The sequence below is a fragment of the Collinsella sp. LCP19S3_A7 genome (assembly GCF_052121995.1).
Classification (GTDB): Bacteria; Actinomycetota; Coriobacteriia; order Coriobacteriales; family Coriobacteriaceae; genus Collinsella.
The window spans coordinates 1-22,970 of the sequence record NZ_JBQKDE010000008.1 but is presented as its reverse complement, the minus strand read 5'-3'; the positions used below and the strand labels follow the sequence as shown (position 1 = coordinate 22,970).

Below are 22,970 nucleotides of genomic sequence, written 5' to 3'. Positions count from 1 at the left end.
CCGTCCTATGGCCGACAATCGCAAGCGTGCGCCTCGTGGCGGCAAGCAGGCCGCTTCTGGCTCGCGTCCGATTCGCCGAAATGACCGCGCTGCCGCTTCCAAGGGCCAGCGCGATCGCACCCAAGCTGCGCGTCCGCAGCGCGATCGCAACCGCGACGCTGTCCAGGCTCCCAAGGGCGAGTTTATCGAAGGTCGTCGCGCTGCCGCCGAGGCACTACGCACCGGTTTTCCCATCAAGTACGCGCTCATTGCCGAGGGCGGGGAGCGCGATGCCGCCCTGTCTCGTCTGGTCGATGACCTCAACGCCGCGGGTATCCGCATTAAGTATGTGCCGCGCGCGCAGCTCGATGCGCTGTCGAGCCACGGCGCTCACCAGGGCATTGCACTCGAGGTGGGCAACTTTCCTTATGCGGATGTCGCCGATATCCTCGACCGTGCAGGCGAGGGTCCGGCACTTGTCGTGGTGCTCGACCACGTGACCGACGACGGTAACTTTGGCGCCATCGTGCGCTCCGCTGAGGTCGTGGGCGCCGCGGGCGTCATTATTGCCAACAAGCGCGCTGCCGGCGTGACCGTGGGCAGCTACAAGACCTCAGCCGGCGCCGTCATGCATCTGCCTATCGCGCAGGTCCCCAACATTGCCCGTGCGCTCGACGATCTTAAGGCCGCTGGCTTTTGGGTGGGCGGTGCCTCCGAGCACGCCGAGGGCAGTTGCTGGGATGCTCCCTTCGAGGGCCGCGTGGCGCTTGTCATGGGCTCCGAGGGCGACGGCATCTCGCGCCTGGTGCTCGAGAAATGCGACTTTTTGACCAAGCTTCCTCAGCGTGGCATGACCGAGAGCCTCAACGTTGCCCAGGCAACGACGGCACTGTGCTTTGAGTGGCTACGTCGCAACGCCGGCGAGCTCATGGGGGAGGAGTAGCGCATGTCCAAGAAGAACCGCGCCAAGTCTAAGGCCAAGCGCTTTGGCGAAGGCTCGGCCAAGCCGATTGTCTCGGCCACGACCTACGGCGTAGGCGGCAATGCGTTTGCGCAGGCTATCGCCGACCCGGTCTCGACGGTGCACTCCAATAAGCCCGAGCTGCTGGTGGTCGACGGCTACAACGTGATCCACTGCACGCCGCGTTACGAAAAGCTCGTGTACGACCATTCCGACGATCCGTATTCCAGCGACGTTCACGATATGGCGCGCACCGCCCTTATCAACGACGTTGCCGCCTTTGCCCAGGGCCGCTACGAGGCCGTGATTGTGTTTGACGGCGCTGGCAATATCTCTAGCGAGCGCCCCAACCTGCCGGCTCGCGGCGTGCGCATCGAGTTTTCGCCGACGGGTGTATCGGCCGATACCGTGGTACAAAAGCTCTGCATTGAGGCGCGCGAGGAAGGCCGCGCGTGCTCCGTGGTATCGAGTGACGGCACAATTCAAGCCGTCGTCATGGGCAAGGGCGTTACGCGCATCTCGAGCCGCATGCTGGTGGACGAGATCAAACAGATCGATAACGACGTCCGCGAGGCCGAGGAGGCTCCGCAGATCAAGATGACTCTGGGCAGTCGCCTGAGCCCCGAGGCACTGGCAAAGCTCAAGGCCCTGCGCGGGAGGTAGGGGAGTTGGCGGGGCGATACTGTTTCGCTAACTCCATTCAGCGATGTCGATCATTCTTTTGAGGCGCCATGTTAGCGCCTCTTTTAGATAAGGCAGTCTTGCTGTAAGAGCGTCGTTTTTGGATAGGATTTCGATTGCCTCGTCAACGAAACCCTCGAGCTTGCCGTCGTCAAACCAGCTCATATCCTCGACAAGCAGCATTTGTTTCGCGGGGCTTGAATGAAACTGCGCGCTGGTAAAACTGTGCTCCCCTGCCTTAAGCTCCTCTAGAGAAACGTTGCACCAGAGCGATGAGCCCGAATCGAAGATGGGGGCAGGTCTGCAGGCTAGCGTGTTGACGTTTCGCACAAGGCCAAAGTTACGCCAATGACGATCATAGTTGGCGATGATGTCGTCGCACACGATCATGCGGTCAAGGGCATCCTTGACGCCTGTTACCCCGAGCTTCTCGCAGTTTGCTACATATCGCTCGTAGTCGGTTAGTCTTTCATCTGCGTTTGCGTACTGGTTTACATAGAACGCAGGGACATACTCTTCTTCATCAGTTAAGAAGACATCGCATATGCTCAGGGCGGAAGTGCCCGTGCCCTCGAGCGAGTAAGGCACATAATCGCAGGCGTTTAGGATGCGACGATGGAGCGCGGTCGCTACCAGCTCGTTATATGGTTCTTGGTTCAGGTGCGCTCCTGCCTTGTGCAGAATTCGACGCCCGCCCTCGCATGTCCAATACTTCTGAAGGTTGCCGTCCGAGGTGTTATCGGGCTTTGCGGCGGCTGCTTTACCCTCTGGGGCGAAGGGTGCGATGGACAGAGAGACGTCGTCAAAAGCATTATTGAAGAAGTTAATATCCTCCCACGCGAGACCGGAATCTTGGGGTCTAATCCAATACTGGTCGGATAGGGAGAGGCCGAGATTTCGCTGGATGAGTTCGTCGGGAACATCGACTGCTGCTTCTGCCAACAGGGATGCAAGTCCTATGCGCGCGAGCGGGATACCGCGGCCTCGCCACCAAATGCGGAAAGAGTCGAGCGACACGGGACTATTGGGGCCAAGTATTCCAATAGGGGCGTGGGTGTAATCGATGTCGGCACCGATGTGGGTAAAGTCTTTTCGCGATGTGCTGTAGACCAGCTGGGCGACTTCGTGCGTGCGGTTCATGAGGGTAAACGTAATCTCGCTTTTTCCATGGCCTCGACGGGGACGTCCCCCCGCTTTGGTCACGGAGCGGAGTCGTGCGTTGACGCTGCCTTTGTCGATGAGCCATACACCAGAAGCCTTGCATGCCTCAAGTGCTCCGTTTTTTATGAGCTCTTGCACCCTGCGCGGGGTGATGTCGAGTAGCTCTGCAGCTTCCTTCGTGGTCAACATCGCGAAACCCTTCGCCAGAACGAATAGTTTTATCTATTCCATTGTAATTAATACTATTCGTTCTGACGAATAGTTTTGAAATTGAGGTCGAAATGGCTGAAATGAATGGGCTTTTGGCTGAACGATTGTAGAGAATTACGCATTTTAAATGCCTGCGGAAGATCAACCGCAACGCACGGTAGCTTCTTAGCGGACAAGGGGGTTGATTGCTTGGCACGGTTGTTGAAGCTGTCCAGATAACATGCAGACTTTTTATCTGGCTAAGATGGTGAGCGATGCGGGTAATTACGTTAATAGAAAGGGGCAAGCCGAAGCTCGCCCCGGAGAGTAACGTCTATGCGTTCGCTGTGACCTCGATTACGGGATGGTTGCCGCGGTATGAGGTGACATACGCCTTGGCAGTTTTATTTTGTTCCGCCGCTTTGATTCGATCAGCGAACTCCTTGTTGAGGGCGCCGACCGGCTCGCCCACAAGGTTAGTGGCTACGAGCGTGTCTCCCTCCTCTTGGAACGTAATGCTTGAACCAATGGGGGCATCTACGGCGCCGGTACAGGCTTCGAGCTCCATAGGCGTGTCAATTGCCTTCTGGACTGCGAGGATGGTGCGCTTATTGGCAATGAGGAGATTCGTTCCGATCCATGCGATGCCAGAAACGACGGCAGCGGAAATTGCCAGTGCGGATACTCCTATACAAAATGTGGCGGTTGAGGTCGCGTTGTTGTATTTATCCAGGTAGTCGCTCCCGTCGAGAAATTCGTACGTTGACGTAATACGCAGGTACTCTGAGTAGTTGCTCTGTGCATCCGACTGGACTGATACGGCAATAATGACGAATACCACCGAGATGACGATGAGCGCCAGGGTCGTGATGACGGTCTTCTTTCGGAACTGGCCGAGTGGAGTTGAGTCGATATCGTTCACGGCTGATTTTCTTTCTTAGAACATCTGCTTATACGGTGTGCTGTAATCGCTGCGCGTGGGGTCGTCCTCGTCCCCATACTCGCAGTAACGACTCTGCATGCCGGCGACGTTGTCATCGACGGCCTCGGTGAGGTCGATCGTATAGGACTGCCCGGGTTCCACAGTGGTGTAGGCAGCGTTCTTGTTATAGGACATGTAGGAGTCGATGATGTTTCCGTCCATATCTAGCTCGTCGATGTGGAAACCAAGGAACTGCTGGGGTTCCTTGCTGTTGTTCACGACGGTGACATACATTTCCCAGTAACCGTAATCATCGTCCTCACCACGTTCAACACCGCTTATCGTGAAGACGTCTTTGGGTTCTGCTTCACCCTCAGTCTCTTTGGATTCCTGGGTGTTTTCGCCCTCTGTCTCCTTGGGCTCTGAATTGGATGCGCGCTGTTGGCAGCCTGCGAGGGTCAGAAGTGCACCGATGCCGGTGGCAACGAAGGCCTTGCGAGACATGGGTTGTGTTTGCAGCATGGCAAATCTCCTTTTGCTAGTTCCCGACAAGCAGATTATAAAATTACCGTTTGTGCGGCGGTGTTGCCGTAATCACTGTTCAGCGCGCACGCTGCTATTAGGCGCTTTCATAAAAGTCTGTGCGCTTTGATACAGTTATCAGTGCGGAATGAATATGCCGGGTTAATTAAACAGGCTAAACGTGCATCACGTGCGCATGTCGTGTCGCAGACCTGTTGCGCCGTGCCTCTAATTCCTTTATTCTTATCTGGCTTCGCGCGAAAGCGCCAAGTGTGCCAGTGTGGCGCAACGGTAGCGCAACTGATTTGTAATCAGTGGGTTGCAGGTTCGATTCCTGTCACTGGCTCCATGAGAGTTTCGGGCTCTGTTCCTTGTGGGACAGGGTCCGTTTCTATTATATGTCGATATGTAAGCGGGTTTGACTCCCACCAAGCTTCAGGTTGGTCTCGATCTGTAACACGAGGACGAGCTTTCAGCTCCCAGCTGTTACAGATTTAGACAATCTGGGGGCGAGCTGAGATGTGTCTCAATCTGTAACAACTAGGGAAGGAAAACCGTTCTAACTGTTACAGAATGAGACGTAAGCTAGGGTCTCTGCGAAACATCTCAATCTGTAACAACTAGGGAAGGAAAACCGTTCTTGCTGTTACAGATTTAGATAAATGGGAGACCGCCAGGGAAACATCTCGATCTGTAACAGATAGGGGAGAAAATGTTCTCTAAATGTTACAGATCGAGACAAAGGCCGGACCGGTCCCAGTCATCCTGGTTGAGCGAGGATATTCGGACGCACGAGGATCGGTATCGAAAGTCGATACCGCAAGGGTACTCCACCATACCAAAGTGTTCCCTCGGGAAATGTCGCCAGCGCAGCCAAATCCGCCGTCCTTCATATCTAAATTCAGCAAAACCGCAGGTCAAAGGTATATAGATACGCCCGGCACCGTGTATTTAGAGGTTTTCGTTGACAGCCCCCAAGGTTGCATCGTATTATCTTTTTCGTTCGCGGGGGCGGAGGCCCAAAAGACCAAAGAACCTGCGGATACTTGAACGATTGGGAGTTTGCCCGAGTGGTTAATGGGGACGGGCTGTAAACCCGTTGGCTCTGCCTACATAGGTTCGAATCCTATAGCTCCCACCCGTCAAGTGCCTGTATAGCTCAGTCGGTAGAGCACTTCGTTGGTAACGAAGAGGTCACCAGTTCAAGTCTGGTTGCAGGCTCCATCCGGCGGTGTAGCTCAGTTGGTTAGAGCACACGGTTCATACCCGTGGCGTCACTGGTTCGAATCCAGTCACCGCTACCATAGGTAACACGGTGGCTTCTCAATAGTATGTTGAGAGGCCACTATGGTATAAAGGCATAGTCCCGTCCGGGGACGACCTGTTTAGAGGAGGGCTTTATGGCCAAAGAGAAGTTTGAGCGCACTAAGCCGCATGTTAACATCGGCACCATCGGTCACGTCGACCACGGCAAGACCACGCTGACCGCTGCCATCACCAAGGTTCTCTCCGAGACCGAGGGCTGCAAGGCTGACTTCACTGCGTTCGAGAACATCGACAAGGCTCCCGAGGAGCGCGAGCGCGGCATTACGATCTCCGTCTCCCACGTCGAGTACGAGACTGCTGCCCGTCACTACGCTCACGTTGACTGCCCGGGCCACGCTGACTACGTCAAGAACATGATCTCCGGTGCTGCTCAGATGGACGGCGCTATCCTGGTCATCGCCGCTACCGACGGCCCCATGGCTCAGACCCGCGAGCACATCCTGCTCGCCCGTCAGGTCGGCGTTCCCTACATCGTCGTCTTCCTGAACAAGTGCGACATGGTCGACGATGACGAGCTCATCGACCTCGTCGAGATGGAGACCCGTGAGCTCCTTTCCGAGTACGAATTCCCCGGCGACGACATCCCCGTCATCCGTGGTTCCGCTCTGGGCGCTCTCGAGGGCGACCCCAAGTGGATGGACGCCATTCGCGAGCTCATGTCTGCCGTCGACGAGTACATCCCGACGCCTGCTCGTGACAACGACCTCCCGTTCCTGATGGCCGTTGAGGACGTTATGACCATCTCCGGCCGTGGTACCGTTGCTACCGGCCGTGTCGAGCGCGGTGAGCTCAAGCTCAACGAGCCCGTCGAGATCGTCGGCATCAAGGATACCCAGAACACCGTCGTTACCGGTATCGAGATGTTCCGTAAGTCCATGGACTTCTGCGAGGCTGGCGACAACGTCGGTCTGCTGCTCCGCGGCATCAAGCGCGAGGACATCGAGCGCGGCCAGGTTCTCTGCAAGCCCGGTTCGGTTACCCCGCACACCAAGTTCACCGGTGAGATCTACGTTCTGACCAAGGAGGAGGGCGGCCGTCACACCCCGTTCTTCGATGGTTATCGTCCTCAGTTCTACTTCCGTACCACCGACGTTACCGGTACGGTCAAGCTCCCCGAGGGCACCGAGATGGCTATGCCTGGTGACCACATCACCATCGAGGGCGACCTCATTCACCCGATCGCTATGGAGGAGGGCCTGCGCTTCGCTATCCGCGAGGGTGGCCACACCGTCGGTTCGGGCATCGTCTCCACGATCATTGAGTAAATTAGCTCTCTGATACAGCTGACTTAGAGAACCCGGCACTTATATGGGTGCCGGGTTCTTTTCTACGCTGGTCTTTTTGCCTGATGATTACGCTTAGCTCGCTCTTAAGTTGAGCGTGAGGGATTGATTAGATCTCGTTGGCTCCATTGATGTGTTCCAAATATGAATGGATCTACCGAGAACCAATTGATGCGAGGTTTTCATTGACAGCACTTACGTAGAGCTGATAAAGTACCAACTCGTGCCCGTACGGGGCGGATATGAAAGGTTCAGGATACATGCGTACTCTAGTTACTCTTGCGTGCACTGAGTGCAAGCGCCGCAACTATACGACCACTAAGAACAAGGCGAACATGCCTGATCGTATGGAGATCAAGAAGTATTGCCCCTGGTGCCGTCACCACACGCTGCACAAAGAGACTCGCTAGTCTCTAGTCACATACGCCAGTAGTTCAATTGGTAGAGCATCGGTCTCCAAAACCGAGTGTTGAGGGTTCGAGTCCTTCCTGGCGTGCCAGTCATTATTCCGTAAGCTCCCATTTGGGGGCTTACGGTTTACTCATGTATAAGCGCATTGCGCGGAGGTAACCCAAATGGCCAACAAGAAGAACAAGAAGAAGGCACAGCAGCAGGCGCCTGCCAACAAAGCTGCCGCCAACTCCAAGGTTGAGGCCAAGAAGGCCGTTGCCAAGAAGAGCGAGAAGGCTGCGAAGTCCAAGAAGAACGAGAAGCCCGGTTTCTTCGCCCGCACCAAGAAGTATTTTGCTTCGGTGAAGTCCGAGATGAAGCGTGTCACGTGGCCCGATAAGAAGGAGCTCGTGAACTACTCGGTCGTCGTTTGCGCTTCTCTGATCGTCGTCGGCGTCGTCATCGCTCTGCTCGATGCTGGCTTTGGCGAGGCTCTTGCTCTGTTCTCTGGATTGAGGGGCTAAACCATGTCTAAGCGTTGGTACGTCGTCCACACTTACTCTGGATACGAGAACCGCGTTAAGTCCGATCTCGAGCATCGCATCGAGACCATGGGCATGCAGGATCGTATCTTTGATATTGAGATTCCTATGGAGCGCGTCACCGAGATCAAAGAGGGTGGCAAGCGCGAGACCAAGGATTCTAAGATCTTCCCGGGTTATGTCCTGGTTCGCATGGAGATGGATGACGATGCATGGACGTGTGTTCGCAACACGCCCGGCGTCACCGGTTTCCTGGGCGGCAACGGCAAGCCCGCTCCGCTTTCCCGCGACGAGTACAATAAGATGACTCGTCGTCCCGGTAAGGGCGATTCGCCCAAGCGTACGTCGGTTGATATTGAGGTTGGTACGTCCGTCCGCGTCACCGATGGCCCGCTTACCGACTTTGATGGCAAGGTCTCCGAGGTTAACGCCGAGGCAGGCAAGCTCAAGGTCACGCTGATGATCTTTGGCCGCGAGACGCCGGTCGAGCTTGACTTTAACCAGGTCGCTGTCATCGCTTAAGTTTTCGTCCGTTCGCGCGAGCGTGCTTCTTCTGTGACTGCTCATCTCAGGAGTGCTTCTAACACGTGCGTGCTTACGATATAGCAAGTACTTCACACTCGTGATTCGAAAGGAATGACCATGGCTGAGAAGAAGGTTGCCAACGTCATTAAGCTCCAGATTCCTGCTGGTGCCGCTAACCCCGCTCCTCCCGTCGGCCCCGCCCTGGGCGCTGCTGGCGTGAACATCATGCAGTTCTGCCAGGCCTTTAACGCCGAGACGCAGGACAAGAAGGGCGACATTATCCCCGTTGAGATCTCTGTCTACGAGGATAAGTCCTTCTCCTTCATCACCAAGACTCCGCCGGCGGCTCACCTCATCAAGAAGGAGCTGAACCTCAAGTCTGGTTCCGCTAAGCCCCAGGCCGACAAGGTTGGCCAGCTCTCTCAGGAGCAGCTCACCAAGATCGCCGAGATCAAGATGCCGGACCTCAATGCCAACGACATTGACGCCGCCAAGAAGATCATCGCCGGTACCGCCCGTTCCATGGGCGTCACCATCGCTGAGTAGCGTTTTTCTAGGTAACGACGGGTGCTCCGACCGGGGCGCCCGTTAAATGTGTGCAATAGGGCACACGATACGATGTGGGAGGGCTCACGCCCGTTTAACCACAGGAGGTAATGCACATGGCTAAGCATGGTAAGAGCTATAACGCCGCTGCCGAGAAGGTCGACCGCGCCACGCTCTACACCCCCCTTCAGGCTGCCAAGCTCATCAAGGAGCTCGACACCGCCAAGTTCGACGAGACCGTCGAGGCCCACTTCCGTCTGGGCATCGATACTCGTAAGGCTGACCAGAACATCCGTGGTTCCATCTCCCTGCCCCACGGCACCGGCAAGACCGTTCGTGTTGCCGTCTTCGCCGAGGGCGAGAAGGCCCGTGAGGCCGAGGCTGCCGGCGCCGACATCATCGGTTCCGACGAGCTCGTCGCCCAGATCCAGAAGGGCGAGATCAACTTCGACGCCGCTATCGCTACGCCGAACATGATGGCCAAGGTTGGCCGCATCGGTAAGATCCTTGGTCCCCGTGGCCTCATGCCGAACCCCAAGCTCGGCACCGTGACCATGGACGTCGCCAAGATGGTCTCCGAGCTCAAGGCCGGCCGCGTTGAGTATCGCGCCGACCGTTATGGCATCTGCCACGTGCCCCTGGGCAAGAAGTCCTTCTCTGAGCAGCAGCTCGTTGAGAACTACGCTGCCCTGTACACCGAGATCCTGCGCGTCAAGCCCTCTTCTGCTAAGGGCAAGTACGTCAAGTCCATCTCTGTGTCTTCCACCATGGGCCCTGGCGTCAAGGTCGATCCCGCTGTCCAGCGTGACTTCCTGGCTGAGTAACTTCTAGTTACTGCCTGAGCAAAGCAAGCATTGCTAAAGGAACCCGGTTCTGTCTCGTGCAGGACCGGGTTCCTTGCTGTTTCGGGCCAAAACCAACATGAAGGGGGACAGGCACCTTTGTGGTGGTCTGATGCGATGCCCTCGTAGCTTAAGGCTGCGGGGGCTATTTACCGTTCACGGCATAAATGCTACCGCCAACGCCTTGATTTCTAAGATGGCTAAACAAGGCGTATAATTCGATTAAATATGTAATTACTGTACCGAAAGGCGCAGTGGAAATTGCAGTTGATGTATTGCCTTGCAGCATTGATTTGCCGTGATTGTTTTGTTGGTGCGCTAGAAGTATAAGCAATTCGTAAACGCATCGGCAACCGAACAGCGGCATCGATGGGAACGAGAGGGCTGCTAACTCTCGACTGAACTTGCATGAAGCAACGCCTTGGCTGCGCGCCGCGACACACCGCCGCGGCGGGACGAACGTGCTCGGGGGAGTCATCATGTTCAAGCACGAAGACCGAAAAGACGGGGACACCAAATTTGCCAAGGGAACGGGGGTCGCCTCGACGGAGATGCCCCAACGTCGTTACTTTCGCAGGACACGCCTGAAGGCCGCCTTTGCTGTCAAGATTGCTCTGGTCACCATTGCTTCGGCTGTGATGGTCATGCAGACTATGCCCGTTTCCGCCATAGCCGAAGCGGTCGAACAAGAGCAGCAAGACCAGCAACTGCTCGCAGAGGTCCAGAGTGCCAACGAAGGCTCCACTACAAATGTGGGCGAAGGCGACAACACTGGTAGCAACGGTAACGCCACGAACGATTCTACGTATCAGGGCGATGCCACACCCGGCTCCGATACCTCCGACTCCTCCTCGATCGACGACTCCGACAAGACTGATGGCGCTACGGCGCCCGCAGCCAACGCCGCCGACAGCATAGACGCCGACTCAACCGGCGTCGTCGATGCCTCCAACTTCGACAGTCCGAACGTGAAGCTCGTTGCCCCGCCGGCACAGTCTGAGCAGGCGCTTGCGGCACAGGCATCTCCCTCGGCCCTGCGTGCGGCAAAAAAACAGGGCAAGCAAGAACCCCAGACAAATAATCAGAATCCTATTACGGGCGACGACCAACGCATCGATAACATCAGCGTTGCCTGGGTGACGCCCGATGATGCCGAGGACGGCAACCCCGCGCGTCTTTCCCTTGTGCCCAAAACCGACGAGTTCTCGGTCAAGATGAAGCTCTCGGTCGCACTCTCGGGCCAGTACAGCTATAAGGAGGGCGAGATCCAGATCGTCGTCCCCAAGTACATTTTCGCCGACCGTGACGGCAAGCCGACGGGCGAGCTGGAGGCGGCGGTCCCCGAGGCGCCGAGTCAGCAATCCACGTTTGCCTATACCGAGATTGGTGACGGCTACGTTCTGAGCAACACCTGCGAACTCTCTGCCGCCATGCAGGCGAATTTTGAGTTCTCCGTAAATAAGCTCGACCCCGTGGCGCTCGTGGGAAATGGTCAGCTCGCCGACGGTTCTAAGTCGCCCACTACCGATGTTTTTAGCAACCAGCTAGAAAAGTACGTCACTGACAACTTCTACGGCACGGTTAACCTCACCACGCATGCGGGTAACGTGCTTTCCATGACATCAAATAAGCTCAACGCGAGCGTGGATACGCAGGAGACAATCGATAAAACCGAGCTGCGCGGCCAAAGCCTCTCCGAGACCTGGCCTTCAAGCTGGCCCGAAGAGCTCAAGCCCACCGATGACGACAAGTACATCTACGTTGACTGGTACTCGTGGACAAATGTGAGCGGAAATCAAAAGTACGTGCTGCAGGGCATGACTGCCGACAACAATTCCAACCACAAGCCAAAGCTTCTGGGTGTGAGATATAACGGCGAGACGGTCGCCAACAACGGGGAGGACGTCTCGCAGGACGTGCGCTTTACCGCCGAGAACAGCGTTGATTATGTAAGCCCCAATAACAGTACGGGCTATCTGCATACCTATATGGCATACCCAAAGGACCAGTTTGAACTGGGCGGGCACTATGAGCTCAAGCACAAGGTAAACTACACTCTCACCTCTGCAGATGACCGCGCTGCCATTGCAAAATCAGCGGATGCCACGTTTAAGTACTCGCCTATAGAGTTCAAAGACCCGGGCGGTCACTTTAACGTGTTCAAGTATTCCAATGGATCGTACTCAAGCAAGCACGGTAAAGCCGACTACCCTTACGCGCTCGACAGCCTGCGCTCGGGGAACGATGTCGTGTGCGAGTACGACGTCAAGACGGTGGGCTTTACCGGTCCCTGGACTACGGACAAGGGTGGCAACAGCGACTATAACAAGTTTCTTGCAGGTGACTACGGCAAGCAAGCCGTGCGCATGGATACCGTTGACTACTCAGTGAACTTCGACCATACCGACGATGACCTCACGGCGGACGACTTTGAGTTCGAGGGTGTGAGTATCGATAAGCCCACGGTCTACAACTATCAGCGCTACTCGCAGTCGGGAAAGGGCTACTACGAGGCGTCCGACGGAACTGCTACCTATGGCAATATCGAAGCGGGTAGCTACGGCTATGTCAAAGACGGTGACAATGCCAACCAACCCGATATCGAGGTCTATGGTTCGGTGAAGTCCAGCACCGTTGAGGGCGATAACTGGGTGTGCTACGGCACCGTCAGCTACAGCACGGGTACAGTTGTTATCACTCCGCAAAACGGCGCAACCGTGGTCGAGGATGGCAAACGCCTGGTCTTCCCTAGGGATGCCGGGGTGACCGACATTAAGACCGGCCTGAGCACTAAGTCGGGCGGCGTTATCTATACCATGCATCCCTACGTGCGCCTTAAGCCCACGGAGCGCGTCCGTGCGTGTGTGGACCAGCTCTTTAAGGACTCCGACACGCCCGAGACGATCCTGCGCAATACCGCAAAGTCGTACAACTACGACTACAAGGGCAATCTGATTGTGGAGTGCGGCCCCAAGAGCGATGATGATTTCCTGACGGGCGCGGCATCGGGCATCAGCATGGACAAGAGCGTGAGATACGACACCGATAAGGACAGACAGAAGACCACGCTCCACTACACGGTCAACGTGTACGAGCAGACCAACCTCACGACCCTTGCGGACTATAACAATGCCGTGGCGGCCGGTGCCATCACTCCCGACACGGCGGGCACGTTCTACGACCTGTTGCCCAAAGGTGTGGAGCCCAAGCTGGGCACCGTCAAGCTCAATGGAGACAATGCGGTGGAGAGCGTGAGCCTCAAGCGCAACTATAAGGGCACCGGGCGTACACTCATGACGGTGAAAGCGCGCGTTAACCCCAATCCGGAGTACCGCAGCAGGCGGAGCGCCGGTAACCAGCCCTACGACGGCTACGGCGATAAAATTACGCTGACGTTCGACGCGGTCTACTCGTTCGACACCGAGCGCGACTATGGATCCACGCTCGTCAACAACATCGCCTACGAAAGCGCGGAGCCCAGCTGGGGTACCATCGCCGGCTACAAGGGCGAGCCCGACAACCCGCTTGCGGGCAACAACCAGGCGTCCAAGGATGCGGTCAAGGGCGTCGAGGATGCCATGACCGACCTTGATCCCGAGAGCGATAACTCGTCGTTTGTATATGCCCGCGTATCGGTCAAGCTCGACCACCTGTCGTGGTCGGTGGCGCAGCTCGACAAGAAGGTTGACACTAATGACGAGGGCGCGTGGAGCTCGGGCCTCGACAAGGACGGTGCTCGCAACGTGTACGAAAACGGCGCGTACAACTACCGTATCTCGCTCAACAACCCCGATAGTTCGGGTGCCAAGGACATATGCTTCTTCGATGCGCTTGATGCATTCGACCCGTCGAGTGCAAGCGGGTCAGTCGGTAAGGACGACGTAGGGGATATCACGTGGAAGGGACATCTGCAGGGCGTGGACGTGAGCGCCCTCACTCGCGCGGGTGCCGACGCCCATGTGTACTACTCCACGCTGCCGGCGAGCGAGCTTAAGCTCGATGCTAAGAATGGTGGCAAGACAACAGACCTAACGGACCGTTCTGTCTGGACACCTGCGGAATCGTATGCAGGCAGCCTTGACGAGGTGACCGCCGTCGCCGTCGATGCGACCAAGAAGGCCGACGGCAATGACTTTGTGGTGGGCGAGGGCGATACGGCATCGTTTACCATTCGTATGCGCGCGCCCCGGGTAGAGGACCTGGAGCAGGATTCTGCTGCGTATAGCAACTGGTTCGACACCGATCTTGCAAAAGGCGAGAGCGAATCCGGCCTTGCCGGCGGCGCCCATGCCTACAATAGTTCCGTTCTTCGTTGCACGACAATCAGCAATGCCGGTGTGGATTCTCCCAACCAAGTGATCCGCAAGGAGTATACCAAGGTGGGCCTTAAGCCCTTTGGCATCACGGTCAAGAAGGCATGGTCCGACAGCGATGACCAGGACGGCAAGCGCCCCCAGAGCGTGACGGTGCATCTGTACGCCGATGGGCAGGATACGGGCAAGAGCGCCGTGCTGAGCGATGCTAACAATTGGCAGGCAAGTTTTGGGTCTGATGATGGACTGTGCGTTCTCAATGACGAGGGTGATACCATCGCCTACAGCGTCAAGGAAGAGACGCCCGAGGGCTATCTGGCCGACGTGCGCATGAATCCTACCGATAGGGGTTATGAGTTCACGGTCACCAACAAGCATAGGGTCGAGACGATCGAGATCGCCGGCCGCAAGATTTGGGACGACGCCAACGATGCCGCGGGTAAGCGCCCCAAGGAGGTCAAGATTGACCTCTACGCTGATGGCGAGCTGGTCAAGAGCAAGACCGTCAAGGCCGCGGACTCTGGCGATTGGAACTACAGCTTCGGTAGTCTGCCCAAGTATCGCGACCATGGCATAGAGATTGCATACGAGGTGCGCGAGGACACCTACTATGAGGGCTACGTGACGAGCATTGCCGGCACGGATGTAACCAATACGTACAACCCTTACGGTACGCTCAAGATCAGCAAGGCCGTACAGGATGCCACGGACGTGAACGCGCAGAAGGAGTTCTCGTTTAAGTTGACGTTGGCCACCCCCGAGGGCGAGCCCGAGGGCGGCACGTTCGCCTACACGGTGACCGATGCGGCAGGCGCGCAGGTCGCCACGGGCAAGGTGGGCAACGGCGACAGCATTAAACTGCGCGGGGGCCAGACGGCAACGATTCCCGGCATTCCCTCCGAGACCACCTACCAGGTGACCGAGGCTAAGGCCGCGGGCTTCAAGAAGACCGATTCCACGGGCGCTACGGGCACGATTCGTGCCGGCGAGGAGCGCGCCGCCACCGCGAGCTTCACCAATACGTATAACGCCACCGGTAAGGCGTACCTCAGTGCCATGAAGGTGCTCAGGGGGCGCAAGCTCAAGGCCAAACAGTTTACGTTCGACGTGGTGGACGAGGCCGGCAACATCGTGGTTACCGCGCGCAACGGCGCCGACGGTGCGGTGAACTTCGGGGCCATTAAGTATGGTCTGGCCGACGTGGGCAAAACATATACCTATACCATCCGTGAACGAAATACCGGAGCCGCGGGCTACACCTATTCCGATGCCGCCGCCACGGCTACGGTTTCGGTGACCGACAACGGTGACGGTACGCTTGCGTGCGACGTCTCCTACGGGGATGGTTCTGCGCCGACGTTCACCAACGCATACCATGCGTCAGGAGCTGTCGACCTCAAGGCATGGAAGACGCTCGAAGGCCGCGACCTCAAGGACAATGAATTCACCTTTAAGCTGGAGAAGCTGACGGGCGAGGGCGACAGCGAGCAGGCCGAAGCGGTCGGCATTGCCACCAACTCGGCCGACGGCAAGATCGTCTTCAGCCATAAGAACATCCAGGCGCTGCAGTTTACCGAGGCAGACGCCGACAAGACCTATCGCTTCCGCGTGAGCGAGGACGTGCCTGCGGGCGAAGGTGCCGATCCCACAGTGGACTACGACAGCCAGAGCTCGTTTGTCTACACCGTGAAGGTGGTAGACAGCGGCGACGGCACGCTGGGCTTTGACGTAAGCTCCGATGCCAAGCCGGTTTTTAAGAACAAGCTCAAGGACGGTAAGCTGCGCATCGCTAAGACGATGGAAGGCGACAACCCCGATCCCAACAAGGAGTTCACGTTCCGCGTGCAGCTCACCGGCAAGAACCTGCCCGAGGACGGCTCGTATTCCTTTAAGCGCGAGGCCTATACCGGCGAGGGCGACGCCGTGGACGAGGCGGCGACTGCCGCCGCCCAGTCGAGCGAACCGCCTGCCGGAGAGATGGTTTTGAGCTCGGACGGACGGTCGTTGAGCGCTCTCCTGGGCACGGCTGCCGTTGCGGCAAAGCCTGTTGAAGCATCCGCGAGCGCGGTTGAGCCGCTGGGAGCGCAACTTGCCGCCGCCGGTACTAACAATGAGGCCGGCGAGACTGCCGAATCCGAGCAGACTTCTGCAGGAGTGGACGATTCATCCACGAATATGTCAAAGGCCCCCGCAAGGGCAAGGGCAAAAGCAAAGACGGCTGCCGCCGAGGACCCCAATATCAAGGAGTGGTACGGAGATTTCCGAAATGGTCTCTACGAGGACAAGGAGATAAAGCTGCCCGACGTATCGGTGCACGGCGAGCTCAAGAAAAGCGGCAAGGTGGGTTCCAGCAAATGGTACCTCTATAAAGACGGCGCCATGCGCGTGAAAGCGGGAGAGTTTAATTGGCTCGAGTTGATAAATGTCATTAAAACAGAAGGGAATGTTGTCAGGTACCTTGAGCTTGAGAAGGGATGCACGGCGCTCGACTGCCAGTCTCAATACACATATCTGGGTAATCTCGTTTCAATAGTGGGCTACTTGTCAACTCCCAAGGCAACCGACATGAGTTCCATGTTCAGCTGCTTCTCGGCCCTGACGTCCCTCAACCTCTCCGGCTGGAACACCTCGAGGGTGACCAACATGAGATCCATGTTCAGCGGCTGCTCGGCCCTGACGTCCCTCGACCTCTCCGGCTGGAACACCTCGTGCGTGACGAACATGAACTCCATGTTCCGCGGCTGCTCGGCCCTGACGTCCCTCGACCTCTCCGGCTGGAACACCTCGAAGGTGACCGACATGGGCTACATGTTCTACGGCTGCTCGGCCCTGACGTCCCTCGACCTCTCCGGCTGGAACACCTCGGAGGTGACCAGCATGTACGTCATGTTCCGCGGCTGCTCGGCCCTGACGTCCCTCGACCTCTCCGGCTGGAACACCTCGAAGGTGACCGACATGAACTCCATGTTCGAAGGCTGCTCGGCCCTGACGTCCCTCGACCTCTCCGGCTGGAACACCTCGAAGGTGACCGACATGGGCGGCATGTTCTACGGCTGCTCGGCCCTCAAGTCCCTCGACCTCTCCGGCTGGAACACCTCGAAGGTGATCAGCATGTACAAGATGTTCTACGGCTGCTCGGCCCTGACGTCCCTCAACCTCTCGAACTTCGACACCTCCAAGGTGACGACCATGGAGAGCATGTTCGAAGGCTGCTCGGCCCTGACGTCCCTCGACCTCTCCGGCTGGAACACCTCGAGCGTGACGAACATGTACTGGATGTTCCGCGGCTGCTCGGCCCTGACGTCCCTCGACCTCTCCGGCTGGAACACCTCGAAGGTGACCGACATGGGCGGCATGTTCTACGGCTGCTCGGCCCTGACGTCCCTCGACCTCTCCGGCTGGAACACCTCGGAGGTGATCAGCATGTACGAGATGTTCTACGGCTGCTCGGCCCTGACGTCCCTCGGCCTCTCGGACTTCGACACCTCCAAGGTGTCGACCATGGAAAGCATGTTCGAAGGCTGCTCGGCCCTCAAGTCCCTCGACCTCTCCGGCTGGAACACCCCGAAGGTGATCAGAATGTACGAGATGTTCGAAGGCTGCTCGGCCCTGACGTCCCTCGACCTCTCGAACTTCGACACCTCCAAGGTGACGAGCATGGATAACATGTTCTACGGCTGCAAAACACTCAATGAAGTAGTTTTGGGGGGAGAGACCAGACTGAATTGGGGTTCAAGATTTGGGTCCTCCTATGATGATTCCCTGTTTACCGATACGTGGGTGTGTGAACAAGACGGCGCTAAGCGGACTTCGTCAGAGCTTGCCGACCGTGTCGCTCACCCCGGCACGTGGAACCGTATGCGGATTGATTTTTCGTATACCGTGAACTATGCTGCGGACTCCGATGACGTCACTGGAGAAATGGCCTCGGCGAAATCCAAGGAGGGCGAAGCCTTCACCTTCCCGAAGTGCATGTTCTACTTGCTGAACTATGAATTCGCGGGATGGAAGGTCGCTGGCGACAGACTGAGCGAAAGTGTCGACCAGTCCAAGATCTATCAGCCGGGAGACGTGGTCGAGGGGGGCATCAGCCACAGGGGCGGCACGGCGACCCTCACCGCACAGTGGAAGCCCATTAACAACAACGTCGATATTAAGGACGGTTCGTTCGACATCACCCTGCGTGCGGGCGAGGCCGGCGTGATCGACGGCCTGCCGGCGGGCACGGGCTACAGCGTGTACGAGAAGACGCCCGCGGGCTACAAGCTCGTGAGCTCGTCCGATACGTCGGGGACTATCGATCCTGCGGGCATGAAGACCGCAGTGTTTACCAATGGGTATGCGCCCGACGAGCGCTCCACGAGCGCTACGATCGCCGCACTCAAGACGCTTGACGGCGAGCCTGCCGCAGACCGCGCCTTCAACTTCACGCTTACCGCGGAGAACGGGGCTCCCATGCCCGAAGATGCTGCGGACGGTAGCCTGACGGTCGCCAACGGCGCGGGCGGCGCGGTGAACTTCGGCTCAATCACCTATGACGAGGCGGGCACGTATGGCTACACCGTCAGCGAGGTTCCGGGCGCCGATGCCAACGTGACGTACGACGGCAAGACCGTCGACGTGACGGTGGAGGTCAAGGCTGCCGACGACGGCTCCCTGAGCGCGGACGTAACCTACGACGGCAAGTCCTCGCTGCCCGTGTTCGCCAACAAGACGAAGACCGTTGAGCCTCACTACGGCTCGCTCACCTTCACCAAGAAGGTCGAGGGCGCGCCCGAGAGCGATGCGGGCAGGAAGTTCAAGTTCCGCGTCGACTGGGACTCCGCGCGCGATGGCGAGGAGTTCGCCCTCGCAGCCGGCGAGTCCAAGACCTGGGAGGACCTCGACCCCGGTCTCGGCTACACCATCACCGAGCTCGACGTTCCCGCGGGCTATAAGGCGAGCGGCGCGGTGACGGGCTCGATCGAGGCGGACAAGCAATCCAGGGAGAGCATCACCAACACCTACACCGTGAAGCCCAAGGGCAGCTTTACCGTGAGCGCTAAGAAGACGCTCGAGGGCCGTGAGCTCAAGGCCGGCGAGTTTACCTTCGAGCTCGTTGAGGCCGGGGCGGACGGCACGGCCGGCAAGACGATCGCGACGGCCACCAACGATGGCGACGGCAACGTGGCGTTCCCGAGCGTCACGGTGGCCTCCGCAGGCGAGCACCGTTACCTCATGCGCGAGAAGGCTGGTTCCGAGACGGGCGTTGCCTACGACACCGGTAAGCACTATGTGACGGTGACCGCTAGCGTTGCGACCGATGACCCTGCCAAGCTCGACTGCTCCGTCAAGTACGAGGACGGCGGCATCCCCAACGCTACGCCGACGTTTACCAATACGTACAAGGCGCCCGAGGGCAGCTTTACCGCGAAGGCGGTCAAGAAGCTCGACGGCCGCAAGCTCACGGCGGACGACAAGTTCACCTTCGAGCTGCTCAAGGTGAAGGCCGACGGCTCCGACGGCGATGTCGTCGCGACGGCGGAGAACGACACTGACGGCAATGTGATGTTCCCGAGCGTCACCGTGGCCTCCGCCGGCGAGCACCGCTACCGCATCCGTGAGAAGGCCGGATCGGCGGCCGGCATCACCTATGACAAGCGTGCGTACGACCTGACGGTGACTGCGCGTGCGTCTCAGGCCGATGACAGCAAGCTCGAGTGCACGGTTGCCTACATCGGCACCGACGCCGCTGCGGAGCCTCCCGTGTTCACCAATAGCTACGAGGCGAAGGGCACGTTTGCCGCCCATGCGACCAAGAGCGTGAAGGGCGCGGACCTCAAGAAGGATGCCTACACGTTTGAGCTGCTCAAGGTGGAGACCGACGGTTCCGACGGCGAGGTCGTCGCCACCGCGAAGAATGACGCTGAGGGTAACGTGACGTTCGGCGACGTGACCGTGACCTCGCTGGGCGAGCATCGCTACCGCATGCGCGAGGTCGTCGGCGACGAGGCCGGCATGGCCTACGACACCGCGGCGCGCGACCTGACAGTTACGGCGACGGACGCCGGTAACGGGAAATTGGACTGCGAGGTCGCCTACGAGGGCGGCGCCGAGCCCGAGTTCGTCAACGTGTTCCAGAAGCCTGGGACCTTCGTGGCCCGCGCCCACAAGGCGCTCGACGGCCGCGACCTCAAGGAGGGCGAGTTTGAGTTCGAGCTCGTGAAGGTCAAGGACGACGGCTCTGACGGCGAGGTCGTTGCTTCCGCAAAGAACGACGCCAAGGGCAACGTGGTGTTCGGCAAGCTGAGTGTCGACGCCAAGGGCCGCTATAAGTACCGCATCCGCGAGAAGGCGGGCAAGGACGGATCCGTCATTTACGACAAGACCGAGTACGACCTGGACGTGGTGGTAACCGACGACACGGATGGCAACCTCAGCTGCCAGGTGGTCTACGGTACGCCCGACCACGTTGTGCCGACGTTTACGAACAATATCAAGACGCCCGAGGGTTCCTTCAAGGTCGAGTCGACCAAGAGACTCGAGGGGCGGAAGCTCAAGGAAGGCGAGTTCGAGTTCGAGCTCGTCGAGGTCGAGGCTGACGATTCCGACGGTGACGTGGTTGCCACCGCGAAAAACGATGCCGACGGCAAGATCTCGTTCGGCAAGGTCGAGCTGAAGGGCGCTGGCGAGCGCAGCTACCGCATCCGCGAGGTCAAGGGTTCCGAGCGCGGCGTCACCTACGACACCGCTGCACGCGACCTGACTGTCAAGGCGACGGATAACGGAGACGGCACCCTCAAGTGCGTGGTCTCCTACGAGGGCGGCTCTGCCCCGGTGTTCACCAACAAGTACACGGTGCCTAAGGGCTCGTTCAGGGTCGAGGCGAGCAAGGTCCTCGAGGGTCGCAAGCTCAAGGCCGGCGAGTTCGAGTTCGAGCTGGTGAAGGTCAAGGCTGACGGTTCGCTCGGCAAGGTTGTCGCTACCGCGAAGAATGGCGCAGACGGCAAGGTCGAGTTCTCGGCCGTCGAGCTGACGGGCGAGGGTACGCGCAGCTACCGCATCCGTGAGGTCAAGGGCGACGCCGGCGGCGTAACCTATGACGGGAAGTCGTACGGTCTCACGGTGGACGCGCACATGTCCGAGGGGGACGACGCTAAGCTCGACTGCACGGTCTCCTACGACGGCGGCTCGGCCCCGACGTTCACCAACGCCTACAGGGCAAAGGGCTCCTTCAAGGCCGAGGCCACCAAGAAGCTCGACGGGCGCGAGCTGAAGGCCGGCGAGTTCGCCTTCGAGCTCGTCGACGCGGACTGCAAGGTCGTCGCCACCGCCGAGAACAAGGCCGACGGCAGCATTTCGTTCCCCGAGGTCGAGCTGACCTCCGCGGGCACCTACGGCTACCGCATCCGCGAGGCAAAGGGCGACAAGCCCGGTGTGGCCTACGACGAAAATGAGTACGGCCTGACCGTGGCCGCGACCGACAACGGCGACGGCACCCTCAGGTGCGACGTCTCCTACGACGGCGGCTCGGCCCCGACGTTCGCCAACCGCTACGAGGCCAGGGGCTCCTTCAATGCCCAGGCGACCAAGAGGCTCGACGGCCGAGAGCTGAAGGCGGGCGAGTTCGAGTTCGAGCTGGTCGACGCTGACGGCAAGGTCGCGGCGACCGCCGAGAACAAGGCCGACGGCAGCATTTCGTTCCCCGCGGTCGAGCTGACCGCCGCGGGCACCTACGCCTACTCCATCCGCGAGAAGGCCGGATCCGTGCTCGGCGTGAGCTACGACTCGAAGGGGCGCGGCCTGACCGTCAGGGCGACCGACAACGGCGACGGCACCCTCAGGTGCGACGTCTCCTACGACGGCGGCCCGGCCCCGACGTTCACCAACCGCTACGAGGCCAAGGGCTCCTTCAAGGCCCAGGCGACCAAGAGGCTCGACGGCCGAGAGCTGAAGGCCGGGGAGTTCGAGTTCGAGCTGATCGGTCTCAATGACGACGGTACCGAGGGCGACGTTGTCGCCACGGCTGAGAACGACGCCGCGGGCAACGTGGTGTTCCCGGCCGTGGAAGTCGCCTCTGCCGGTACGTATCGCTACCGCGTCCGTGAGAAGGCCGGGTCCGAGTCTGGCGTCACCTACGACACCGCGACGTACGATCTGACAGTGACGGCCGTCGACAACGGCGACGGCACGCTCACCTGCAGCATCGCCTACGCGAATGGGTCGGAACCGCAGTTCGTGAACACGTACACGCCGCCGATCAACCCGCCTGCTAACCCGCCATCGACCACGAAGACCACGCAGACGACGACTACGCACAAGCGGAAGCGCGGCACGATGCCTTCGACGGGCGACGATACATGGGCGCTCGCCTGTGGCATGGTACTTGCGGGCTCCGTGACCTGCGCGCTCGGCATTGCCTCCCGCCGTCGCAAGCGTCGGTAGAATCTGACAGGCGGGCAGCCATGCGAGTGCACACGGCTGTCCGCCGGCTAACTGGTGCAGCTGCCAATGAAAACCCGGTTCCGTTGCTGCGGAACCGGGTTTTTTCTGTCCCGTCTGTCTCATCACAAAGATGTTTGTCTGCGAGGCTCTGTGCTTCGAACCGGCAAACATCTCGATCTGTAACACCAAGCGCGCAAAACCGCTCCTAGAGATCGCGTCGAAAATGTTGGTGTAAGGGTGACACCCTAGCGCCCGTTTAACGAAGAACGGCCTTCGTCCTAGAATCTGAAATCACCACAACAACAGGTTCTAGGAAAGGACGAAGACCGCTATGGAAATCTTATCAGACCCGACGCCGGACATG

General features: G+C 58.7%; 12 protein-coding genes and 5 tRNA genes. 14 read left to right on the top strand and 3 right to left on the bottom strand.

Features of this window, described 5'->3' with window-relative positions; genetic code table 11:
• The first annotated feature begins 7 nt into the window (after positions 1 to 7).
• A complete protein-coding gene (gene rlmB, locus ACTQV3_RS05100) occupies positions 8 to 922 on the top strand; it encodes a 23S rRNA (guanosine(2251)-2'-O)-methyltransferase RlmB (RefSeq protein WP_441535966.1) in 915 nt (304 codons plus the stop codon).
• Positions 923 to 925: 3 nt separating this feature from the next.
• Positions 926 to 1,603, top strand: coding sequence for an NYN domain-containing protein (locus ACTQV3_RS05095; RefSeq protein WP_441535967.1), 678 nt, complete (start codon positions 926 to 928; stop codon positions 1,601 to 1,603).
• Positions 1,604 to 1,630: 27 nt separating this feature from the next.
• On the opposite strand, the gene ACTQV3_RS05090 is transcribed toward ACTQV3_RS05095, so the two are convergent.
• The 3 genes from ACTQV3_RS05090 to ACTQV3_RS05080 form a co-directional block, all read right to left on the bottom strand.
• A complete protein-coding gene (locus tag ACTQV3_RS05090) occupies positions 1,631 to 2,971 on the bottom strand; it encodes a DNA-binding protein (protein ID WP_441535968.1) in 1,341 nt (446 codons plus the stop codon).
• Positions 2,972 to 3,305: 334 nt separating this feature from the next.
• Positions 3,306 to 3,893 (bottom strand): hypothetical protein, encoded by a 588-nt coding sequence (locus ACTQV3_RS05085; RefSeq protein ID WP_441535969.1) that lies wholly within the window; start codon positions 3,891 to 3,893, stop codon positions 3,306 to 3,308.
• Positions 3,894 to 3,908: 15 nt separating this feature from the next.
• Positions 3,909 to 4,415, bottom strand: coding sequence for a hypothetical protein (locus ACTQV3_RS05080; RefSeq protein ID WP_154514758.1), 507 nt, complete (start codon positions 4,413 to 4,415; stop codon positions 3,909 to 3,911).
• Positions 4,416 to 4,689: 274 nt separating this feature from the next.
• Between ACTQV3_RS05080 and ACTQV3_RS05075 the strand changes: the two genes are divergently transcribed.
• The 12 genes from ACTQV3_RS05075 (at position 4,690) to ACTQV3_RS05020 (ending at position 22,606) form a co-directional block, all read left to right on the top strand.
• A tRNA-Thr gene (locus ACTQV3_RS05075) sits at positions 4,690 to 4,764 on the top strand.
• Between the two features lie 707 nt (positions 4,765 to 5,471).
• Positions 5,472 to 5,553 (top strand) — tRNA-Tyr (locus tag ACTQV3_RS05070).
• A 10-nt stretch (positions 5,554 to 5,563) separates the two neighbouring features.
• Positions 5,564 to 5,639 (top strand) — tRNA-Thr (locus ACTQV3_RS05065).
• A gap of 3 nt (positions 5,640 to 5,642) precedes the next feature.
• Positions 5,643 to 5,719 (top strand) — tRNA-Met (locus tag ACTQV3_RS05060).
• A 96-nt stretch (positions 5,720 to 5,815) separates the two neighbouring features.
• A complete protein-coding gene (gene tuf / locus ACTQV3_RS05055; protein WP_427795069.1) occupies positions 5,816 to 7,006 on the top strand; it encodes an elongation factor Tu in 1,191 nt (396 codons plus the stop codon).
• A gap of 260 nt (positions 7,007 to 7,266) precedes the next feature.
• Positions 7,267 to 7,434 (top strand): 50S ribosomal protein L33, encoded by a 168-nt coding sequence (gene rpmG / locus ACTQV3_RS05050; RefSeq protein WP_427795067.1) that lies wholly within the window; start codon positions 7,267 to 7,269, stop codon positions 7,432 to 7,434.
• A 13-nt stretch (positions 7,435 to 7,447) separates the two neighbouring features.
• Positions 7,448 to 7,523: transfer RNA gene (locus tag ACTQV3_RS05045), tRNA-Trp, on the top strand.
• A gap of 76 nt (positions 7,524 to 7,599) precedes the next feature.
• Positions 7,600 to 7,938: a preprotein translocase subunit SecE gene (secE, locus tag ACTQV3_RS05040; protein ID WP_154514754.1), complete on the top strand. Its 339-nt coding sequence runs from the start codon at positions 7,600 to 7,602 to the stop codon at positions 7,936 to 7,938.
• Between the two features lie 3 nt (positions 7,939 to 7,941).
• Entirely contained in the window at positions 7,942 to 8,478 is a 537-nt protein-coding gene (gene nusG / locus ACTQV3_RS05035) for a transcription termination/antitermination protein NusG (RefSeq protein WP_427718370.1), read from the top strand.
• A gap of 120 nt (positions 8,479 to 8,598) precedes the next feature.
• The gene (gene rplK / locus ACTQV3_RS05030) at positions 8,599 to 9,027 is read left to right on the top strand and encodes a 50S ribosomal protein L11 (RefSeq protein WP_022093893.1); all 429 of its coding nucleotides are present in this window, start codon (positions 8,599 to 8,601) and stop codon (positions 9,025 to 9,027) included.
• A 116-nt stretch (positions 9,028 to 9,143) separates the two neighbouring features.
• Positions 9,144 to 9,851: a 50S ribosomal protein L1 gene (gene rplA / locus ACTQV3_RS05025; RefSeq protein ID WP_154514750.1), complete on the top strand. Its 708-nt coding sequence runs from the start codon at positions 9,144 to 9,146 to the stop codon at positions 9,849 to 9,851.
• Between the two features lie 497 nt (positions 9,852 to 10,348).
• The gene (locus tag ACTQV3_RS05020) at positions 10,349 to 22,606 is read left to right on the top strand and encodes a Spy0128 family protein (protein ID WP_441535970.1); all 12,258 of its coding nucleotides are present in this window, start codon (positions 10,349 to 10,351) and stop codon (positions 22,604 to 22,606) included.
• Positions 22,607 to 22,970 lie beyond the last annotated feature (364 nt).

What these genes read in the sequence shown, in the direction of transcription:
- rlmB (WP_441535966.1), top strand. Translation starts at nt 8, where the DNA reads ATGGCCGACAATCGCAAGCGTGCGCCTCGTGGCGGCAAGCAGGCCGCT.
- ACTQV3_RS05095 (WP_441535967.1), top strand. Translation starts at nt 926, where the DNA reads ATGTCCAAGAAGAACCGCGCCAAGTCTAAGGCCAAGCGCTTTGGCGAA.
- ACTQV3_RS05090 (WP_441535968.1), bottom strand. Translation starts at nt 2,971, where the DNA reads ATGTTGACCACGAAGGAAGCTGCAGAGCTACTCGACATCACCCCGCGC.
- ACTQV3_RS05080 (WP_154514758.1), bottom strand. Translation starts at nt 4,415, where the DNA reads ATGCTGCAAACACAACCCATGTCTCGCAAGGCCTTCGTTGCCACCGGC.
- tuf (WP_427795069.1), top strand. Translation starts at nt 5,816, where the DNA reads ATGGCCAAAGAGAAGTTTGAGCGCACTAAGCCGCATGTTAACATCGGC.
- rpmG (WP_427795067.1), top strand. Translation starts at nt 7,267, where the DNA reads ATGAAAGGTTCAGGATACATGCGTACTCTAGTTACTCTTGCGTGCACT.
- secE (WP_154514754.1), top strand. Translation starts at nt 7,600, where the DNA reads ATGGCCAACAAGAAGAACAAGAAGAAGGCACAGCAGCAGGCGCCTGCC.
- nusG (WP_427718370.1), top strand. Translation starts at nt 7,942, where the DNA reads ATGTCTAAGCGTTGGTACGTCGTCCACACTTACTCTGGATACGAGAAC.
- rplK (WP_022093893.1), top strand. Translation starts at nt 8,599, where the DNA reads ATGGCTGAGAAGAAGGTTGCCAACGTCATTAAGCTCCAGATTCCTGCT.
- rplA (WP_154514750.1), top strand. Translation starts at nt 9,144, where the DNA reads ATGGCTAAGCATGGTAAGAGCTATAACGCCGCTGCCGAGAAGGTCGAC.
- ACTQV3_RS05020 (WP_441535970.1), top strand. Translation starts at nt 10,349, where the DNA reads ATGTTCAAGCACGAAGACCGAAAAGACGGGGACACCAAATTTGCCAAG.